The 20,533-nt window shown below is 58.1% G+C and carries 16 protein-coding genes; 10 read left to right on the top strand and 6 right to left on the bottom strand.

Annotation, left to right across the window (positions count from 1 at the left end; translation table 11 throughout):
- Nucleotides 1-3: 3 nt before the first annotated feature.
- Nucleotides 4-1,035: a threonine aldolase family protein gene (locus B9A13_RS03705; protein ID WP_084233711.1), complete on the bottom strand. Its 1,032-nt coding sequence runs from the start codon at nucleotides 1,033-1,035 to the stop codon at nucleotides 4-6.
- Between the two features lie 322 nt (nucleotides 1,036-1,357).
- On the opposite strand from B9A13_RS03705, the gene B9A13_RS03695 reads away from it, so the two are divergent.
- Complete coding sequence (locus tag B9A13_RS03695; protein ID WP_084233709.1) at nucleotides 1,358-3,790, top strand: ATP-dependent helicase; 2,433 nt, start codon at nucleotides 1,358-1,360, stop codon at nucleotides 3,788-3,790.
- Nucleotides 3,791-3,816: 26 nt separating this feature from the next.
- Here the strand turns inward: B9A13_RS03695 and B9A13_RS03690 are convergent, their stop codons facing one another.
- Nucleotides 3,817-4,443 carry an HAD family hydrolase gene (locus B9A13_RS03690; protein ID WP_084233708.1) on the bottom strand — a complete coding sequence of 209 codons (627 nt, stop codon included), beginning with the start codon at nucleotides 4,441-4,443 and terminating at the stop codon, nucleotides 3,817-3,819.
- A gap of 8 nt (nucleotides 4,444-4,451) precedes the next feature.
- On the bottom strand, nucleotides 4,452-5,069 hold the full coding sequence (locus B9A13_RS03685) for a DNA-3-methyladenine glycosylase (RefSeq protein WP_084233707.1): 618 nt from the start codon (nucleotides 5,067-5,069) through the stop codon (nucleotides 4,452-4,454).
- A 180-nt stretch (nucleotides 5,070-5,249) separates the two neighbouring features.
- On the opposite strand from B9A13_RS03685, the gene B9A13_RS03680 reads away from it, so the two are divergent.
- From B9A13_RS03680 to B9A13_RS03640, 9 genes are all read left to right on the top strand, one after another.
- A complete protein-coding gene (locus tag B9A13_RS03680; RefSeq protein WP_242942766.1) occupies nucleotides 5,250-6,197 on the top strand; it encodes a DMT family transporter in 948 nt (315 codons plus the stop codon).
- A 423-nt stretch (nucleotides 6,198-6,620) separates the two neighbouring features.
- Complete coding sequence (locus tag B9A13_RS03675) at nucleotides 6,621-7,973, top strand: alpha/beta hydrolase (protein WP_159448015.1); 1,353 nt, start codon at nucleotides 6,621-6,623, stop codon at nucleotides 7,971-7,973.
- Nucleotides 7,974-8,168: 195 nt separating this feature from the next.
- Nucleotides 8,169-9,179 (top strand): alpha/beta hydrolase, encoded by a 1,011-nt coding sequence (locus B9A13_RS03670; protein ID WP_084233704.1) that lies wholly within the window; start codon nucleotides 8,169-8,171, stop codon nucleotides 9,177-9,179.
- Nucleotides 9,180-9,807: 628 nt separating this feature from the next.
- Nucleotides 9,808-10,845, top strand: a complete 1,038-nt coding sequence (locus tag B9A13_RS03665; protein WP_200809677.1) for an ABC transporter substrate-binding protein — start codon at nucleotides 9,808-9,810, stop codon at nucleotides 10,843-10,845.
- Between the two features lie 210 nt (nucleotides 10,846-11,055).
- Nucleotides 11,056-11,967, top strand: a complete 912-nt coding sequence (locus B9A13_RS03660) for an ABC transporter permease (protein WP_084233702.1) — start codon at nucleotides 11,056-11,058, stop codon at nucleotides 11,965-11,967.
- Nucleotides 11,951-12,763 carry an ABC transporter ATP-binding protein gene (locus B9A13_RS03655; protein WP_084233701.1) on the top strand — a complete coding sequence of 271 codons (813 nt, stop codon included), beginning with the start codon at nucleotides 11,951-11,953 and terminating at the stop codon, nucleotides 12,761-12,763. Before B9A13_RS03660 ends, B9A13_RS03655 begins: the two co-directional genes overlap by 17 nt.
- Nucleotides 12,764-13,042: 279 nt before the next feature.
- Complete coding sequence (locus B9A13_RS03650; RefSeq protein WP_200809676.1) at nucleotides 13,043-14,209, top strand: thiolase family protein; 1,167 nt, start codon at nucleotides 13,043-13,045, stop codon at nucleotides 14,207-14,209.
- 165 nt (nucleotides 14,210-14,374) lie between these two features.
- On the top strand, nucleotides 14,375-15,670 hold the full coding sequence (locus B9A13_RS03645; RefSeq protein ID WP_084233700.1) for an acetyl-CoA hydrolase/transferase family protein: 1,296 nt from the start codon (nucleotides 14,375-14,377) through the stop codon (nucleotides 15,668-15,670).
- A 444-nt stretch (nucleotides 15,671-16,114) separates the two neighbouring features.
- Nucleotides 16,115-17,512 (top strand): citrate/2-methylcitrate synthase, encoded by a 1,398-nt coding sequence (locus B9A13_RS03640; RefSeq protein WP_084233699.1) that lies wholly within the window; start codon nucleotides 16,115-16,117, stop codon nucleotides 17,510-17,512.
- Nucleotides 17,513-17,613: 101 nt separating this feature from the next.
- Here the strand turns inward: B9A13_RS03640 and B9A13_RS03635 are convergent, their stop codons facing one another.
- The 3 genes from B9A13_RS03635 to B9A13_RS03625 form a co-directional block, all read right to left on the bottom strand.
- Nucleotides 17,614-19,026, bottom strand: a complete 1,413-nt coding sequence (locus tag B9A13_RS03635) for an SLC13 family permease (protein ID WP_084233698.1) — start codon at nucleotides 19,024-19,026, stop codon at nucleotides 17,614-17,616.
- Between the two features lie 112 nt (nucleotides 19,027-19,138).
- The gene (locus B9A13_RS03630; RefSeq protein WP_084233697.1) at nucleotides 19,139-19,816 is read right to left on the bottom strand and encodes an LrgB family protein; all 678 of its coding nucleotides are present in this window, start codon (nucleotides 19,814-19,816) and stop codon (nucleotides 19,139-19,141) included.
- Nucleotides 19,809-20,177, bottom strand: coding sequence for a CidA/LrgA family protein (locus tag B9A13_RS03625; RefSeq protein ID WP_084233928.1), 369 nt, complete (start codon nucleotides 20,175-20,177; stop codon nucleotides 19,809-19,811). Before B9A13_RS03625 ends, B9A13_RS03630 begins: the two co-directional genes overlap by 8 nt.
- Between the last annotated feature and the right edge of the window lie 356 nt (nucleotides 20,178-20,533).

Raw genomic sequence — 20,533 nt, 5'->3', positions numbered from 1 at the left:
GGGTCAATTGCTGTCCCGGATTGCCTTCAGGGTTTTCAGGCAAGCGTCCACAGCGGATTCCGGGGTGGCCCAGGAGGTCACCAGGCGGATGCAGATCCCGCCGTTTTCCTCCGCCCACATGGTTTCAAAGGAAAACTCCTCCGACAACCTGGAAAGCGTCTCCTCCGGGAAGAGGGGAAAAAGCTGGTTCGTGGGGGAGGACAGATACAGGGGGTATCCCAGTTCTGCTATGCCGTCCTGAAGTCTGGCCGCCAGACGGTTTGCGTGCCGGGCAAGCTCAAAATACAGATCATCCCGGAAGAGGGCCTCAAACTGGAGCCCCAAAAGGCGGCCCTTGGCCAGGATCGCGCCCCGCTGCTTCATGAGGAAGCGGAAATCCTCCCGGAGGGCGGGATTGCAGACGGCCATGGCTTCGCCGAAGAGGGCGCCGTTTTTGGTGCCGCCGACATAAAAGGCGTCGGTGAGCCTTGCCAGATCCGGCAGGGTCAGGTCGCTTCCGGGGGCGGTGAGGGCGGAGCCGAGACGGGCCCCGTCCAGATATAAGTAGAGGCCGGTTTCTTTACAGAAACGGCTCAGGGCCTCCAGCTCGCCTTTTGTATAGACGGTGCCCACCTCGGTGGAATCGGAGATATAAACCAGGCGTGGGCGCACCATGTGTTCCCCGGAATGCCCCCGGAGTATGGGGAGGATGTTTTTGGGGGTGAGCTTTCCGTCTTTTGCCGGGACGGTGAGCACCTTGTGGCCGGTGGCCTCCACGGCGCCGGTCTCATGGACGTTGATGTGCCCCGTGGAGGGGGAAATCGCCGCCTCGTGGGGCCGGAGGAAGGCGGCCAGGGCCGTGAGGTTTGCCTGGGTGCCTCCCACGAAGAAATGAATCTCCGCATCGGACTCCATCCGGGCGCGGAGCAGGTCCGCCGCCGCGCGGCAGTACGGGTCCAGCCCGTATCCGTCCGTCTGTTTCAGATTGGTTTCCTCCAGAGCCTTCAAAATCCGGGGATGGGCCCCCTCGCTGTAGTCGTTTTTAAAGCTGTGCATACCGGCGCCTCCGTTTCGGGGTATCTGATCCGGCGGGAGAGAAAATCCCGCGTATCTTTCATAGTACCTCCGGCGGGAGGCGTTTGCAAGGGGAAATCCGGCTGCCGGGAAAATCCGAAGGGAAGCTTGCCGGGAAGTGTTGACCCCATGGGGGAAATATACTACAATATGTTGTGCCGGCTTTAAGCCCGGAGGGTCCGGCAAAGAGAAGCTTAAAACGCACGTTTGGCAGGACGGAAGTTTTGCCAAACCGCTTTTTGTATGGAGGCCGGCCTTTTCTATCAGAGGCCCGGCGGGCAAACGAACGGAAAATGGTGAAAAAATGACGGAACAGGAATTCAAAAAAAGATACTGCAAGGCGCGGCGGGAGGCCATCGAGCTGGAGCACATGAAGCTCAACCCGGAGCAGCGCCGGGCCGTTCTGGCCACCGAGGGGCCCCTGCTGCTGCTGGCGGGCGCCGGGAGCGGAAAGACCACCGTGCTCATCCACCGGATCGCAAACCTTCTCCGGTACGGCCGGGGCTCCGACAGCGAAGAGGTACCGCCCCGGGCCACGGAAGCGGATCTTAAGTATCTGGAGGACTATGTCCGGAAGGGGAAGGGAGAGCCGGACGAGCGGATCCTCCGGCTGTGCGCCGTGGAGAGCGCGCCGCCCTGGAGCATCATCGCCATCACCTTTACCAACAAGGCGGCCGGAGAACTGAAGGAACGACTGTCCCGGATGCTGGGAGCCTCCGCTCTGGATGTCTGGGCTTTTACCTTCCACGCGGCCTGCGCCCGGATCCTCCGGCGGGAGATCGACCGGCTGGGGTATTCCAGGGATTTCACCATCTACGACACCGACGACGGCGAGCGGGTGATGAAGGCCGTGGTGCGGGATCTCAATCTGGACGAAAAAACCTTTCCCCCCAAGCAGATCCTGGCCCACGTGAGCCGGGCGAAGGACCGGCGGCTTTCACCCGAGGAATACCGGGAGGAATGCGAAAAAAGCGGGGACTGGCGGCTGATCCGTTTTGCCAGGGCTTACGGGGAGTACCAGAAACGGCTGCGGGAGGCAAACGCCCTGGATTTCGACGACATCATCTTACACACGGTGACCCTGCTTTCCAGGTTCGAAGAGGTAAGGAGCTATTATCAAAACAAATTCCGGTATGTGCTCATCGACGAGTACCAGGACACCAACCACCTGCAGTATCTCCTGGCGAGCCTTCTGACCGGGAGCAGGGGAAACATCTGCGTCGTCGGGGACGACGACCAGAGCATCTACCGGTTCCGGGGCGCCACCATCGAGAATATCCTCAGCTTTGAGGATCAGTATCCCGGCGCCCGGGTGATCCGTCTGGAGCAGAACTACCGCTCCACGGGACGGATCCTGGAAGCCGCAAACGCGGTGATCGGGCACAATCTGGGGCGGAAGGGAAAGAAGCTCTGGTGCGACCAGGGGCCCGGGCGCGAGGTGACGGTCTATACGGCGGCCAGCGAGCACGACGAGGCCCGGTACGTGGCAAAACAGATCATTGACGGGGTCGCCCGGGGAGAAAACTGGCGGGACCACGCGATCCTATACCGGATGAACGCCCAGTCCCGCCCCATGGAATACGCACTGAAGCAAAACGGCATCCCTTACCGGATCATCGGAGGAACCCGCTTCTTCGACCGGGCGGAGATCAAGGACATGCTCTCTTATCTGTGCGTTATAAACAATCCCACAGACACCCTGCGCCTGAAACGGATCATCAACTCTCCCCCCAGAGGGATCGGGGCCCGAACCCTAGAGACGGCGGAAGCCATCGCTCTGACCCTGGATATCCCCCTGTTCCAGGCCGCCGCGCAGGCGGGGAGCTATCCGGAGCTGGGGAAGGCCTCCGCCAGGCTGGAAGCCTTTGCCCGGACGATTTCGGAGCTCCGGGAGCTTTCGGAAACCCTGCCTCTCCCGGAATTTTACGACGCGGTCCTGGAACGCAGCGGGTATCTCGCCGCTCTGGAGACCAAGGGGGATGTGGAGAGCCAGGGAAGGGCCGAAAATGTGCGGGAACTGCGGTCGAGTATCGTGAATTATCTGGAGAACGATCCGGAGCCCTCGCTGGGCGGCTTTTTAAATGAAATCGCCCTTTACACCGACCTAGATGAGATGACCGACGAAAACAGCGTCCTTCTCATGACCATGCACAGCGCAAAGGGGCTGGAATTTCCCAACGTGTATCTGGTGGGCGCGGAGGAGGGGGTCTTCCCCGGAATGCGGTCCATCGGCGAACCGGAAGAGATGGAAGAGGAGCGGAGGCTCTGCTATGTGGCCATCACCCGGGCAAGAGAGCGGCTGTTCATCACCTGCGCGGTGCAGCGGACGCTGTTCGGCTTTACCGCCAGCAACCGGCGGTCCCGGTTTGTGGACGAGATCCCGGAAGCACTGGTACTGGAGGAGGGATATTTCCCGCCCAAATCGGATAATCCGCCTCCGGCGGCTCACACACCGGGAACCCCTTCCGCTTTCAGCGGGACACCCCGGCCCGTCCATTCTTCGGCGCCGACGGGCCGGCCCAAGGAGAAAGCCGCGTTCCGCCAGGCCGGGGCCCCGGCATCCGGCCTACCGGACTTCCGGAAGGGGGATATGGTGCGGCATAAGGTGTTCGGCCAGGGGATGATCCTTACGGTTCAGCCCATGGGAGGGGACGCGCTTCTGGAAATCGCCTTCGACGAGAAGGGGACCAAGCGCCTGATGGCAAAGACCGCGGCACCCTACCTTACCAAGCTGTAAAGGCTTGCGGCAACCTCACGGGCGGATTACAGGAGCTCCCTGAAGCTGCGGATATAGCCATGACAGCGGCGGCGCATCTCTTCTTCCCAGGGGGCGAAAAACGAATCGTAAACGCCCACCACGCGCATGCCCGCCGAGCGAGCGCTGAGTACGGCGGCGGGAGAGTCCTCAAACACGGTGCACTCTTCCGGGGCCGCTTCCAGCCGCCGGGCGGCCATGAGGTAGATCTCCGGATTCCGCTTGTCGCAGCCGGCCTCGTCGGCGGTGATCACCGCCTGAAAGAGGTCCCGGATGCCGTGCTGCCGGAGAGCGGCGTCGCACAGATGGGGCATGCAGGAGGTGGCCACGGCCATGGGAAGGCCCTCCCGGCCGCACCGAAACAGAAATTCCCGGACCCCGTCTTTCAGAGGAACGGTATGGGCATAGGCGTCGAAGGCCATGTCGGACCAGGCCTTCATGATCTCTTCCGGCGTTTCGGGGAGAGAGAAGTATTCTTTGGTGAAGCCCGCCGCGTTCTGATAGGTGGCGTGGGTAACGAATTCGGTATATTCCTCCGTCACGGAAAGGCCGCGGCGGGAGAGAAAGTCCAGGTCGATCTGCACCCAGACGCCGTTGGAATCAATCAGGGTGCCGTCCAGATCAAAAATATACATAGAGCCTCCTATTTGGAATTTTCATAATAGAATCGATAGGGATAATCTTTTGCCTCCTGGGCATAACCGATGCCGATCCGCGGGCCGGACAGGATGGCCCGGGCAGTTGCGTCCTCCAGGAAAACGCCGGGCAAGTCGTCCCGAAGAAGGAGCGGGCCCTCCGTGAGGTCGGCTCCGTTCTGCGCCCTAGTTATGTCCAGAGCCTGGCATAGCTTTCCGGGGCCGTTTAAAAGATTCTTTTTCCGGTAGGCGCTGAGGGCGTTATAGGGAAGGCCGTACCGGCGAAGAGCCATGGAGTCTCCGCCGACGACCGGCTCCAGGGCCCGGATGAGGACGGCGCAGGGTTCGCCCTCGGCTTCGGTGACGAAGTTAAGGCAATGGTGCATCCCGTAAACGAAGTAGACATAGGCGCAACCCGGAAGGCCGAACATAACGCTGTTTCGCGGAGTGCGCCGGTATCCGTAGGAATGGCAGGCTTTATCTCCGGGGCCGGCATAGGCCTCGGTTTCCACGATGCGGCAGACCAAAGTTTCTTCGGGCAGGGTCCGCACCAAATATTTCCCCATGACATCCTCTGCCACGGCGAGAGTATCGCGGTTATAGAATTCCCGGCCGAGTACTGGCATGGAACCGGCTCCTTCCCCAAAATCAAGGCTTTGAGGGCCGCGGCTTCTTTTCCTCGTACGCGGCGGTTTCCCTCAGCCCCTGCATTCTATCATATCCGCCCGGAACCCGTTTGGCAACGAAAAACGCAAAGGAATCCGCCGTTTGCAGCGATGATTCGATACCGGAAGCCGCGGAAGAAAGTGAGTATATCAATGATTCTCAAGCACAACAGCGGGACGGCCAAGCTGGCTCTTTTGGGGGCCGCGTTCATCTGGGGAAGTTCTTTCGTGGTGATGAAGAACACCCTTTCGGCTATGCCCACCTTTTATCTTCTGGCCATCCGTTTCACCATGGCTTCCGCCCTGATTGCGGTGTTGTTCCGGAAGCATTTAAGGCATCTTAACCGGGAGTACTGGAAGGCGGGGGGGATCATGGGGCTTCTGCTGCTGGGAGCCTATGTGTCCCAGACCTTCGGCCTCGCGGGAACCACTCCCTCCAAAAACGCCTTTCTCACCGCCGTTTACTGCGTAATCGTTCCCTTTTTTTATTGGCTCTTTCTCCGCAAGCGGCCGGACCGGTACAACATCGCAGCCGCCATTCTCTGTATTGCCGGAATCGGTTTCGTGTCTCTCAACGACGACATGAGCATCCTTCCGGGAGACCTTTTAACCCTCCTGTGCGGTTTTCTGTACGCGGGGCATATCATTGCCGTGGCGAAATTCTCCAGGGAAAAAGATATCTTCATGCTCACTCTGGTCCAGTTTGTCACCGCGGCGGTTCTGGCCTGGGTTTTCGGCTTTGTCTCCGAGCCGTTTCCCGCGGTCTGGAGCGCTTCGACGACAGGAAGCCTTTTCTATCTCGGCATCTTTGCCACGGGCATCGCACTTCTCTTTCAGAACATCGGCCAGAAGTACACGGAGCCCACGACGGCCTCCATCCTGCTCACCATGGAGTCGGTTTTCGGAGTCATATGCTCCGTCCTGTTTTACCACGAGCAGGTGACGGCCAGAATGCTAATGGGGTTTGCCCTTATATTCGTCGCCACCATCTGTTCCGAGACCAAGTTTTCCTTTCTGGGGAAGAAGGTGCATCCGGCTTCCGAAGGCATGGGGAAGGTTCCTACCGGAACGGAGGAAGAGATGCGGTAACTGACTTCAAATGCCGCCCAGAAGGGCGGTATTTGAGTTTGTCGAAATAGGCGTTCCGCCTTTTTCGACAAAAGGGCCTGCAGTCTGCCGCGCGCCTCGCCATCCGCCTATGGCGGACGGTTCGACACTTACAGCCTGGGAAGTATTTTCGGGCACGTACACGCCACACCCGAAAATCATCCGATTTTTTTTCGCCACTCCGGCGGCGAAACTCTGCGAGGTTTTTCGACAGTATGAAATACCGCCCGGAAGGGCGGTATTTTATTGTGATCTATAAGGAGAAAATTTGGCGGTGCCCTTGCATTTTTTCCATCTGTTATATATAATATATAACGGATGGGCTGAGGCACGAAAAATCCGGCCTATGTTTTTAATGCATTCAAACGGCGGGACCTTTCCGCCGTACAACGGGGAGGAATGGAAATGAAACGACAAAAATGGATCTGCCTGCTGCTCTGCGCTGGCATCTTCCTGGGACTGACCGCCTGCGGAGGGACGGAGAAGGAGGGATTCGACACGGAGGCGCTGGAAAAGGACGCCAGGCAGTGCGTGGAGAACCTGGTTTCGGGAGACTATGATTCCGTGGTCGGGGAATTCAACGCCACCGTTTCAAAGCAGCTGGACGCGAAGGGACTGGAGGACGCCTGGACCACCACCGTGGGGAGCCTGGGAAGCTTCCAGGAGATCCTGGAGGTCACCGGCGAGGAGAGCAAGGGCTACTATGTGGTGAACGTACTCAGCCGGTTTGAAGGAAACGGGCTTATGACGAAACTCACCTACGACTCGGAGGGGAAAATCGCCGGACTGTGGTTCAGTTATCAGGCGGTGGAGGCCCCCGAAGCGACCTCTACGGACCTTTACGAGGAGATCCCGATCCAGGTGGGAGCGGGGGAGAGCAAGGTGGACGGATTTCTCACATTGCCGAAGAATGTGGAGAAGCCGCCGGTGGTGATTTTCATCCAGGGCTCGGGCTCCACCGACATGGACGAAACCATCGGGACGGCACAGAACAAGCCGTTTCAAGATCTTGCCTGGGGCCTCGCCGAAAAGGGAATCGCCTCCGTCCGGTACAACAAGCGCTTTTATCAGTATCCCGACGAGGCAACCGCACTGGGAGGCAACCTGACCGTCGGCGACGAGGTGCTCAGTGACGCGGCGGCCGCCGTCGCACTGGCTTCTTCGGACGAGCGGTTGGACGGTGACAGAATTTTCATACTGGGACATAGCCTGGGCGGCATGCTGGCTCCTAAAATCGCCCTGGACCATCCGGAGGTCTCCGGAATCATTTCCATGGCGGGGACGCTGCGGGGGCTGGAGGACGTGATCCTGGACCAGAACAGGGAAGCCATCGCCGCGGCGGATATGACCGACGAAAAGAAGCAGGAGACCCTTACTCAGGTGGAAGCCGAGGTGCAGAAGGTCAAGGCGCTCACCCAGGGTGATGCGTCCGTTACGATTCTGGGGATATCGTCGGTCTATTGGATGAGCCTGAAGGAATCCACGGGGACGGAGATCGCGGAGCGTCTTACCTGCCCGGTGCTGGTCCTGCAGGGGTCTGCGGATTTCCAGGTCTACCCGGACAAGGACTATCCCCTCTGGGAGGAAACCCTGAAGAGCAAGACGGACTTTGAAAGCCACCTTTACGATGGGCTCAACCACCTGTTCATGACCACCAACGGGAAGCGGGACGTGACGGAATACAACATCGCGGGCCATGTTTCGCAGACGGTGATCGACGATATCGCCGCGTGGATCGGGAGGGTTTCCCAATCATAACGGATACCGGGGGGGATGCAGAATCCCTCCCCGGTTTTTATATTTTTTTAGTTTAAAACAGCGGCAGAGAAAATTTCGGGATTGCCCCGGCTTTTTAAAGCATAGTTTTTATCGGGAAGGTCCTGTAAAATCCCGATTAAAATCCGGTCTTACAGGTTTTTGGGGAGACGCAGATTACAGGAGGAGGAAAACAGAGTGATCAGAAAAGCGCTTTCTTTGGTTCTCTGCGCCGCCGCATTGGTGGGGCTTGCCGCCTGCGGCGGAAGAACGGAAACCGGAACGCCGGCCGGGGAGTTTTACGAAGAGATCTCCATCCGGGTGGGAGCAGGGGAGAGCAAGGTGGAGGGCCTTCTCACATTGCCGAAGGACGCGGAAAAACCGCCGGTGGTGATCCTGATTCAGGGCTGGGGCAACACGGACATGGATGAAACCCTGGGGGCAGCGGAAAACAAGCCGTTTCTGGAAATCGCCAGAGGCTTAGCGGCGCAAGGGATCGCAACCATCCGGTTCAACAAGCGGTTTTACCAGTACCCCACGGAGGTGTCAGAGTTGGGAGACAAAGCCACGGTATACGACGAGATTTTAAACGACGCTTCCGCTGCGGTAACGCTGGCGGCGGCAGACGAGAGGCTGGGACCGATTTTTGTTTTGGGGCATAGCCTTGGGGGCATGCTGGCTCCCAAAGTCGCCCTGGACCGTCCTGAGGTGGCGGGTGTCATTTCCCTGGCGGGGACACTGCGGTGGCTGGAGGACGTGATTCTGGACCAGTACCGGGCGGCGCTGTCGGAGCAGGAGAACATCACTCTGGAGAACAAGGAAGCTCTGCTCTCCCAGGTGGCTGAGGCGGGAGAAAGGGTGAAGGCCCTCACCGCGGATTCTCCGGGACAGATTTTGCTGGATATTCCCTCGGCCTATTGGCTGAGCCTCAGAGAGACCACCGGAGCCGAAACTGCAAAGCAGCTTACCTGTCCCGTTCTGGCTCTCCAGGGGACGGAGGATTACCGGGTGTTTCCGGAGACCGACTATCCTCTTTGGACAGAAACGCTGGGAAATCAGGTGACAGGGCATCTCTACGATGGGCTCAACCATCTGTTCATGCCCTGGAACGGAAAGCGGGACACCACGGAATACGACACCCCGGGACATGTATCGCAGGCTGTGATCGACGACATCGCCGAATGGGTCGGGAGGGTTTCCCAATCTTAAATACAAAAGCCCGGGAGACGTATGCCTCGGAAACGGCCGGATCTTCCCCGGCGGCGGCACCGGGAGGGCCAAAGCCGGCGATTCGGCAAAAGAGAAAAAATCAATCGGATGGGCTGAGAACGGAAAAATAACGGCAACCCCAGTTTACAAATATTCTTACTGATTTGTTAATGCGATCCATTTTTCGCCGAAAACTGCGGCCAACGGCGAAACAAGACCGGAAAAATCCTGCCGGAGATCCGAAAAATCGCTTGACAAAAGAGAGGGAAGCCTTTATAATTTGTTTCAATTCAATTCAATTCAATTCAATTCAATAAACCTATGAGTAAGAGAAGTAGCCGGAGAACCTTGCTTTTCAGAGAGCCGCGGAGGATGGGACCGGGGCAGGCGGGAACCGGGGAATGGACTTGCGAGGGCGGCTTGAAACGGCTTTGCCGGAGTAGATGCCGACGGGATCCCTCCCGTTATCCATCGGGCGCGCATGACGGTGCGCGAAGCGAGCGGGCTTTTGGCCAATGTGGGTGGTACCGCAGGAGCATTCAGCTTCTGTCCCTGTTTACGGGGACGGAAGCTTTTATTTTTCAGACAGAAGATAGGTATACGGAAAATGATGAAAAGGAGAATGGCTATGAAACTCTTCGGCAAAAAAACGCTTGCTCTCGCACTGGCGGCGCTTATGGCGCTGGCACTGGCCGCCTGCTCCGGAGGAACACAGACGGCTTCCCCCACACCCACACCCACGGCCACGGAACCCGCGGCGGAACCCCTCAAGATCGGCGTCATTCAGTACGCTCCCCATCCGTCTTTGGATAACTGCTACACCGGATTTTTGGAAGGCCTTGCGGACGCAGGGTATGTGGACGGGGACAACATCACCGTCGACTTCCAGAACGCACAGGGCGACATGTCCACTTCGGACCTCATCGCCAAGAACATGGCTTCCTCCGAATATGACCTGATCCTGGGCATCGCGACGCCGGCGGCCATGTCAGCTTACAGCGCCACCAAGGAGCAGGGGATCCCCGTGGTCTTCTGCGCCGTGTCCGACCCCTTGGCGGCGGGCCTGGTTGAGAGCCTGGACGCCCCCAATACCAACTGCACCGGCACCTCCGACGTTTTAAACCTTGAAGCCCAGATGAAGATGATCCGGGCATTTTTGCCGGACGCCAAGACTATCGGCGTTCTTTACACCACCAGCGAGCCCAACTCCGTGTCCCATCTGGCGAAATTTAAAGAGCTGGCTCCTACCTACGGTTTCACCATCGTGGACGTGGGCATCACCAGCGCCTCCGAAGTGGCGAGCGGAGCGGCGACTTTGGTTTCCAAGGGAGTCGACTGCGTGAACAACTTTACCGACAACAATGTGGTAAACAACCTTGCCACCCTTCTTCACGAGACCGACACCGCGGGCATTCCCGTATTCGGCTCCGAGGTGGAACAGGTGAAGAACGGCTGCATCGCGTCAGAGAGCATCGACTATGTGGCCCTGGGCCGGCAGACCGGCGCCATGGCGGCGAAAATTCTCTCTGGAGAGGCGACGCCCGAGACCATGCCGGTCCTGTCCGTGTCCGACACCGCGCCCGTCTATAACGAGGCGGTATGCAAGACGCTGGGCATCAGCCTGCCGGCGGATTATGCCGACGCGGAAAGCGTAAGCGCGGACTGATATCACCGATTTACCGGCTAAAACAGCATTAGAGACAGACCGCGCCCGGAAACGCCGCGTTTCCGGGCGCGGCGGCGCGAACCGAAAAGAGGCTGGAGCACAGGCCGCCGAAAACGGCTTGCCAAGACCGGCCGGGGAGAATATAATGGTTTCGGTTTTGCTTTTCCGGAAGGCGCAGAGCCTTACAGCACAGAGGAACGGACGGGTACTATGGAGATTCTTTTGGGCCTGATCAAAAACGTCCTGGAAGAGGGATTTATTTACGGCATCATGGCGATGGGAGTTACCGTCAGCTACAGCATCCTCAAATTTCCCGATCTGTCGGTGGACGGTACCTTTCCCCTGGGAGCCTGCATTACGGCAGTGCTCATTCTCGCCGGGGTCAATCCATGGCTTGCCTGCGCCGCGGCTTTCCTCTGCGGAGCGGCCGCGGGCTGCGTCACGGGGCTTCTCCACGTGAAGCTCCGGATCACCGATCTTCTGTCCGGCATCCTGGTGATGACCGCAATGTGGTCGGTGAATCTCGTGATCACGGGGGGCAGCGCAGTGAAGCCCTTCTACAACATGCCCACCATCTTCAATTCCGGAATCGCATCCATGCTGCCGAAAGGGATTTACACCTACCGCATCCTGATTATCGCGTTCGTCGCCGCCCTGGTGGTGAAGCTTCTTCTGGACCGGTATCTCCGGACGAAATCGGGGCTCATTTTACAGGCCACAGGGGACAACACCCGCTTCGTCACCTCCCTTGCCATCAATCCCGGACGGATGAAGATCCTGGGCCTTGCCATCGGAAACGGCCTGACGGCTCTCTCCGGAAGCATTCTGGCCCAGCAGGGGGAATACGCCAATATCAGCAGCGGAACGGGAATGGTGGTGATGGGGCTGGCCTCCGTCATCATCGGCACCAGCCTTTTAAAGAGAGTATCCTTTCTGAAACTTACCACTATGGCGGTGCTGGGTTCCATTGCCTACAAGGCGTGCCTGGTGGCCGCAATGAAGCTGGGGCTTCCCACCAATTACTTAAAACTCCTGATGGCGGTGCTTCTTACCGTGGCTCTGGTATCCAACGGAGTGCTCAAACGGGGAAAGGAGGCGCAGCTGGATGAGTCCATCGGATAACAAGCCCGTTTCCGTGACTGCGAAGGTGCGGTTCGAGCACATCGACAAGACTTTTAACCGGGGTTCGGTAAACGAGGTGGTCCTGCTGGAGGACTTCAGCCTCTCCGTCCGGGAGGGGGAATTCGTGTCCGTGGTGGGGAGCAACGGCTCGGGGAAGACCACCCTTCTCAATCTCCTCTGCGGCACCCTGTTTCCCGACGAGGGGAGAATCTATCTGGGCGAGTTGGACCTCACGGGTCTTAAGGACTATGAGAGAGCCGCCTGGATCGGTCGGGTATTTCAGGATCCCGCCAGGGGGACCTGCCCGTCCCTTACCATTCTGGAAAACATGTCTCTGGCGGACAACAAGGGAAAAAGCTACGGCCTGGGAAGCGGGATCAACCGGCGCCGGGCGGATTTTTACCGGTCCCAGCTGGAGCTTCTGCACCTGGGACTGGAGGATAAGCTCCACCTTCCGGTGGGAGCGCTGTCGGGAGGACAGCGGCAGGCCCTGGCGCTGCTCATCTCCACTCTGACGCCTATCGAGCTTCTGGTGCTGGACGAACACACCGCGGCTCTGGACCCCAAGGCTTCGGATACCGTAATGGAGCTTACGGAAAAGGTCGTCCGGGAGAAGGGCATCACCACCATTATGGTGACCCACAACCTGAGGTTCGCGGCAAGCTACGGAAACCGGATCCTCATGATGCATCAGGGGCGGTGCGTGCTGGATGCAGCGGAAGACGAAAAACGGCAGTACACCATTACGGATCTGCTGAAAATCTTCAACGAAATCAGCGTGGAATGCGGAAACTGAAACATTCGGAGAAAGAATTAAAGGAATTCGTAATTTTTTCATATAACGAAAGAAAAAGCAGGAAAATACATCTTTCATTTCATCAGGATGTATGATAAAATATAAAATCGCAAACGATTGCGCGGGCTTTATTCCGGTGGCTTTCGGCCACACGGGCCGGGAGGGTTTTCATAAAACGGCGTTTCTCCCAGGATGCCCCGCCCGGCAAAGGGAAAGAAGCGGCGCAAGCTGTGCATTCATGTGTAAACTAAGCCTATAAGGCAGAATGGAAGGTAATTTATGGCAGAAATCAAAGAAGCAGTACTGGTTGCATACGGCAGATCCGCCATGTGCAGAGCATTCAAGGGCTCCTTCGTGGAGACGCATCCCGTGGAGTACGCGGCTCAGACACTTCAGGGCGTCCTGAAGAAGGTTCCCAAGCTGGATCCCAAAGACATCGACGACGTGATCGTCGGCTGCGCGTTTCCCCAGGGCGTAACCGGGTTCAACATCGGCCGCCTGATTGCCCAGAGAGCCGGCCTTCCCGACGAAGTGCCCGGCATGACCGTCAACCGTTTCTGCTCCTCCGGACTCCAGAGCATCGCCACCGGCGCCAACGCCATCATGGCCGGCCAGTATGAAGTGGTCGTATGCGGCGGCGTGGAGCACATGTCCAAGGTTTCCATGGCTCCCGATCTTTCCACCGCAGACGCGTGGCTCAACGAGAACATTATCGGAACCTATATGCCCATGGGCATCACCGCTGAAAACGTGGCGGAGCGCTGGAACGTATCCCGGCATGACATGGACGCCCTGGCCGTGGAGAGCCACAAGAAAGCCGCCGCCGCTCAGAAGGCCGGCAAGTTTGTGGACGAGATCATCCCCGTCACCGTAGTAGGCCCCGACGGCAAGGAAAAGGTCGTCACCCAGGACGAAGGCATCCGTGAGAGCACCACGCTGGAAGGCCTTTCGAACCTGAAGCCCTGCTTCAAGCCCGACGGCGTCGTCACCGCAGCCACCTCCTCCCAGATGACCGACGGCACCGGCTTTGTGGTTCTTATGTCCAGAGAAAAGGCCGATAAGCTGGGTATCAAGCCCATCGCCAAATTCGTCGGCTTCGCCGTGGGCGGCGTCGCCGCGGATGTCATGGGCGTAGGTCCCATCGTTGCCATCCCCAAGGTCATGAAGCTCACGGGTCTTTCCCTCGCGGACATGGACACCATCGAACTCAACGAAGCCTTCGCTTCCCAGGCGCTTGCCGTGATGCGGACCCTGAAGATGGATATGAGCAAGGTCAATCCCAACGGCGGAGCAATGGCTCTGGGTCACCCCCTGGGCGCCACTGGCGCGTTCCTGGTCTGCAAGGCTATGTCTGAACTGAAGCGGACCGGCGGCAAATACGCCCTGATCACCATGTGCATCGGCGGCGGCATGGGAGGCGCCGGCATCTTCGAGATGGAGAAATAAGATTTTAAAGTAAAAGAGAGAGCATGGCTGCTGATCGGCTATGGCCAGAAGCACAGGTCATGCTCTCTTTTTTATATCCTTCGCACGGAGAAAAGCGAGCCGTACAGGGCGGGTTTCGGTGCTCTGCCGTGCCATACTATTAGATGAAGGAGCGAGCCAGTCCAGATGACCAAGAAAGAGCTTTACGAATCTAAAAAGCGGACATTACAAGAGTGCCTCGACGTCATTCAATCGGGCGACACCATTATGCACGCGGGATACGGAGACGAGCCTATCAATCTCCTCCGCCAGCTTCATACCATCGCGGACCGGGTGAAGGACGTAAACGTCTGGGTAGGCCTGGGCAACGACCGGTATCTTTTCAACGTACTGCCGGACATGGCGGGTAAAATCAATACCCTGACGGTTTTTTACGGGCAAAACTGCCGGGAGGCGCATCCCCGGGGGAATGTGACCCTGCTTCCCACCCATCTGCACTGCGGATATCAGGAGATTATGCGCCACGGGCGGCACAATGTGTTTCTGGCAGCGGTAACTCCCATGGACGAATTCGGCTTTGTCAGGACCTCTTTGGACATGCAGTGGACCCAGGAGTCCATCAACGAGGCGGATACGGTGATTTTCGAGATCAATCCGAACCTGCCGCTGGTCCACGGTCTGACCCAGATTCCCATTGAAAAGGCCACCTACGTAGTGGAAGTGGATACTCCGATGCCCGTTCTGCCGGAGGGAAGCGCCACCGAGGAGGAAAAGGCCATCGCGAAGTATGTGTCCTCGCTGGTGAAAGACGGGGATACGATTCAGATGGGAATCGGCGGAATGCCCAACGCGGTGACCGCCGAGCTGATGGACAAGCGCGACCTGGGCATCCATACGGAGATGATCACCTCCGGCATGGCAAAGCTCATGAAGGCCGGGGCCGTGACAGGATTTAAAAAGACGCTGCACCGGGAAAAGGTAGTGGGAGCGTTCGCTTTCGGGACGCAGGAGCTGTATGATTACATGGACGGGAATCCCGTCTTCCACATGATGCCGGCAGCCTATGTGAACGATCCTTTCGTTATCGCTCAAAATGACAACATGGTGTCCATCAACACCGCCCTGCAGATCGACCTCACGGGGCAGGTCTGCAGCGAGAGCATCGGACCGAAACAGTATTCCGGCACGGGAGGCGCCTCCGATTTTGCTTACGGCGCGTTTCACTCCAAGGGGGGCCGAGGCATCATCGCCATCGGGTCCACGACAAAGGGCGGAACCATTTCCCGAATCCAGCCCTTCCTTACACCGGGATCCATCGTAACCATTTCCCGCAATATTGTGGATTATATCGTGACCGAATACGGCATCGCGCCCATGCGGGGGCGCACCGTGCGGCAAAGGGTGGAAAACCTGATTGCCGTCGCCCATCCGAACTTCCGGAGCGAGCTCCGGGACTATGCCAACAAGGCGATGCTCTGGTAATTTTATTTTACAGGCCTCAGCGGCATCCGCAGATTCTGCGGATGCCGCTTTGCATTTTGGGCAAAATCCGACAAGGTACGCGGTTGCGGGAAAAGGACGGGATATGGTATAATAGCCATAATCGGCTATTATACCAGGCTGAGTGGCGCGGTTTGCTCCCGTCCTTCGGACGGAACCGCAAACGATGCCATGTACCACGAAACGCCTATCGCCAGCGGAAGAACAAAAGCGTGACAGTCCTTATCCCTCAACAATGTACCCGCCGTGCCGCCCAGCACCGGCGGCCGAAGCAAAATCCGGTTCATCCGCCCTTCGAGGAGCATATATACACAGGAACCCACAAAGCATCGATCCAAACGGACGTACGCGATCGACCCGATTATCTATAATAACACCGACGCGCATGCCGGATTTGGCATAGATGGAAACGGAAAGGAGAAGGCCATGGAAAAAAACAACAAGTACTGCGAGATCACGAAGGAAATCCTGGACCTCACTACGCTGTGCAAAAAAAACAGCGCGATTGCCCCGGAATATTACAGCCAATATGACGTTAAGCGGGGACTGCGGGACGTAAACGGAAAGGGTGTCCTCACGGGACTGACGGAAATATCCGAGATCCGGGCCAGTATGAAGGACGGGGATCGGACGGTTCCCTGTGAAGGAAAACTGTTTTACAGGGGAATCGACATCGAGGATATCGTAAGGGGTTTTGTCCGGGAAAAACGGTTCGGATTTGAAGAAGTAACCTATCTGCTGCTGTTCGGCGAGCTGCCAGACAAGGCCGAGCTGGAGCAGTTCCAGAAGATGCTGGCGGGATACCGGACGCTGCCCACAAATTTCGTGCGGGACGTCATTCTGAAGGCGCCCACGCCGGATATGATGAATACCCTGGCCCGGAGCGTACTGACACTGTATGCTTACGACGACAAGGCAAACGATATAACGGTTCCCAACGTTCTGCGGCAGAGTCTGCAGCTCATCGCCAATTTCCCGGTTCTTTCGGTGTACGGCTATCACGCCTACAGCCATTACCAGGGAGGGCAGAGCCTGGTGATACATACGCCCAAGGCGGAGCTTTCCACGGCGGAAAACATCCTGTACATGCTCCGGGCGGACAGCAAATACACGGAAATGGAAGCGCGGATCCTGGATGTGGCGCTGGTCCTCCACGCGGAGCACGGGGGCGGCAACAACTCCACCTTCACCACCCACGTGGTCACCTCCTCGGGGACGGACACCTATTCCACGGTGGCGGCCTCACTGGGTTCCCTCAAGGGCCCGCGGCACGGCGGGGCCAACATCAAGGTCATTCAGATGTTCGAGGACATGAAGCGTTCCATCTCCGACTGGAAGGACGAGGACGAGGTCCGCGCTTATCTGGATGCGCTGCTGAATAAGAAGGCCTTCGACCGGGCGGGGCTCATCTACGGGATGGGGCACGCGGTGTATTCCCTGTCCGACCCCAGGGCGAACATCTTCAAATCTTTTGTGGAGCGTCTCTCCGAGGAGAAGGGCATGCTGGAGGAGTTCCGTCTGTATTCCATGGTGGAGCGCCTCGCCCCGGAGGTGATCGCCGGGGAGCGGAAGATCTACAAGGGAGTCAGCGCCAACGTGGACTTTTTCAGCGGGTTTGTCTATCACATGCTGGACCTGCCCTTGGAGCTGTACACCCCGATCTTCGCCATCGCGCGGATTTCGGGCTGGAGCGCCCACCGGCTGGAGGAGCTCATCAACGACGGGAAGATCATCCGTCCGGCTTACGAAAGCGTTGCCAAGCACAGGGATTATGTGCCTCTCGGGGAGAGGGAGCCGGCTTTTGCAGCGGAGAACGTAAAATAAAACATAAAAATCCGGCCTTACGGGCCGGATTTTTTTATGGTCGGGAGTATCGCGTTGGCGGCTGATCTCAGAGGAAACATGCCGGGCCGCACACTGGCGCGTCATGAGAAAAGGCCCATGGAGATCCAATAGGGGATGGCGACCAGGAGGGCCAGCATACTGCTGACAAAATAGACGACGCCGAAGCGGGTAAAGTGGGAGGGGACCCAGCCCCGGCCCTGCATATTGGATTCGGCGATGAGAGCAAAGACGTTCTGATAGCTCATAAAGCAGGCGTTGATGGCGATGTTGAAGAGGGGAATCCAAACCAGGGGGTGGACCCCGTAAACCTGAAAAACCTGGGGCAGGATAGGGACCAGCACCGCGAGGCTGGGGACAAAGAGCGCGATGTCGATAAAGCGCAGGAGAAAGAGGATGGGCATCAGGGCCAGGATGAAAAGCCAGGGACTGCCCGAGATGGGAGCGAACAGGGGCACCAGGAGGTCCGACAGCCAGGCGGACACGCCGGCGGCCTGGAAGACGGCGCTCAGGCTCATGGCCACGCCGTAAAAGATCATCAGGTCCCAGTTGATACCGGTGTTGATCTCCTGGGGCCGGATCACGCCCAGGACCACCAGGAGAAAAAAGGCCACGAGGCAGACCGCGGCGTCCGGGATTTTATGTAAGGAGGAGGTGGCGAAGAAAAGACAGGCCCCCACCAGAATGAGCATCGTTATTTTCTCGTCCCGGCTCATGGGGCCGAGCTTTTTATATTCCAGCAGGAAGGCGTCCTTTTGAATATTCAGGCGATCCGCCGGCCGGAGGACGATATACCCGCCCACCACCACCAGGACACTGATGAGAGCCGCCGGCAGCATGGCGACGCTGAGCCAGGCGGCAGAATCGATGGGGCCCAGTTCGGGAACGCCCGCGTACAGGCCGGAGAGAATCGGCCCATTGAGGGACCCGGTGAGCCAGCCCGTGCCCGGAATGAGAGCCATGGCCCAGGCGGTGAGAAGGACGAGAGAGCGCCCCCGGGATTTTTCCTCCAGATGACAGAGATCCACGCAATTCATGGCGATGGGGGTGATGATGACCACACGCACGGTGATGGAGGGGGTGAGGAGGGAAAGAACCACGCCGATGACCACCCAGATGAACAAGATCCCCGGATAGGTGAGGCGGGCGTATTTCATGCCCAGATAGGCGATCCGCCTTCCCAGGCCGGTTTTAGCCAGGACAAAGCCGAAAAAGAGGGCCGGGATCAGCGTCCAGACGGCAGTACTGGTGAAGCCGGAAAAGATTTTGGCGGGAGCTACGCCCATGATAAGAAGGGAGGCCGCGAACAGGCAGCCGCCGGTGGCCTGGGAGATGCCCAGAGGCTTGAAAATCCAGATGCCCACCGTGATCAGGAGCATCATGAGCACCCTGTTGCCCAGGGGATCCAGCGCAGGCGTGAAGGGGAGGGCGATGCCTATGTACAATCCCAGAAGCAAGAGCAGAGAAAAACCGATCCAGACGACTTTCTTATTCATATATTCTCTCCATTCGTTTTGTACGGGCCGCAGCGATAAAGACTGGATGAGCCGATCTCAGACCGGAACAGGCGGTTGCCATATGAAAAGACGGGGAGAAGGATAATGGGGTTCAGAGAAAGAGAGACAAGATCACCGTGATGATTCCGGAGACGCACAGGGACAGGCCGCTCATGGCGCCCTGAACCTCTCCCAGCTGGATGGCCCGGGAGGTGCCGATGGCGTGGCTGGAGGCGCCGATGGCGACGCCGGCCGCAATGGGATTCTGAATGCGGAACAGGCGGATGAGCAGGGGAGAGAAGACGGCCCCCAGAATCCCCGTGAGGATCACCGCAGCGATCGTCACCGGCACAATCCCACCCAGTTCACGGGATATTTCCATGGCGATGGGGGTGGTGACCGATTTGGGGATCATGGAATACATCAGTTCGTCTCCAAGGCCGAAGGCTCTGCACAAAAGGGCCGCGCTGGTCATGGCGGTGACCGCTCCGGCAAGGCAGCCCAAGAGGATGGGGACGAAGTACCGCCTCAGGACCTGAATCTGCCGGTAAACAGACAGGGCGAGGACCACGGTGGCGGGGGCGAGAAAGAGGGAGATCACCGACGCGCCTTCCATATAGTCGTCCAGGGGTATGTGAAAGACGTTCAGCAGGAGAATGATGAGGGCGACGGCCACCAGGAGGGGATTTACAAAGGGAGATCTCAGCCTGTGATTGGCAAAGGTCCCGAAAGCAAAGGCCAGAATGCTCAGAGAGAGCCCAAAGTACGGGGAGGAGATAAATTCATTCACCCTTCTTTTTCCTCCTCTCCTGCAGCCGGATGATGGCTGTGACGGTATAGGCCGTAACGGCAAAGGTCAAAACGGCGGTAATGGCACAGATCAGGAGAAGGAGGACCAAATGATCCTTTACGACGGCGTAGTACTCCATGATCCCAACGCTGGCGGGAATGAAGAAAAAGGACATATTCCGGAGAAGAAAATCACCGGTTTTTTCAATATGGCTGGGCTTTACTATACGAAGGCAGAGGAGCGCAAAGAGAAGGACAATGCCCAGGACGTTAGCGGGCACCGGGAGGGGAAGGAAGGAGGAAAGAAGTACTCCCGCAAGACAGACCCCCAGAATGACGCCGATTTGCCGCAGAATCTCCACCGACTGTTCCTCCCATTCAAAAACGGCCGGAGACCGGGCGGACACCGGGGTTCCGGCGTCGCGGCGGACTGGCCGGGCCGCAGCGATATCATAAAAAAAGTATATAAGGGATGCAGGCCGTTGTCAATCCGGCCTCCCAGCTACTTTATCGCGGGCCCGGACGATTCCGCCCGGGCCCGATTCCTTCCGTTAAAAGAGAATTTTGCAGGCTTTCTATTAAATCGCAATAAGAAAACGGGATATCTTCAGGATTATCCGGCAAAAACACGGCGCCAGGAAGGTTGAAATTTCGCCATTTTGATGTATAATAATGGCAAAATTGAAGTGCTGACAGCCGTGGGGCAGACGCACTGACA

It is taken from the genome of Papillibacter cinnamivorans DSM 12816 (genome assembly GCF_900176335.1).
Lineage (GTDB): Bacteria > Bacillota > Clostridia > Oscillospirales > Oscillospiraceae > Papillibacter > Papillibacter cinnamivorans.
This window is presented reverse-complemented; position numbering and strand designations above follow the sequence as displayed.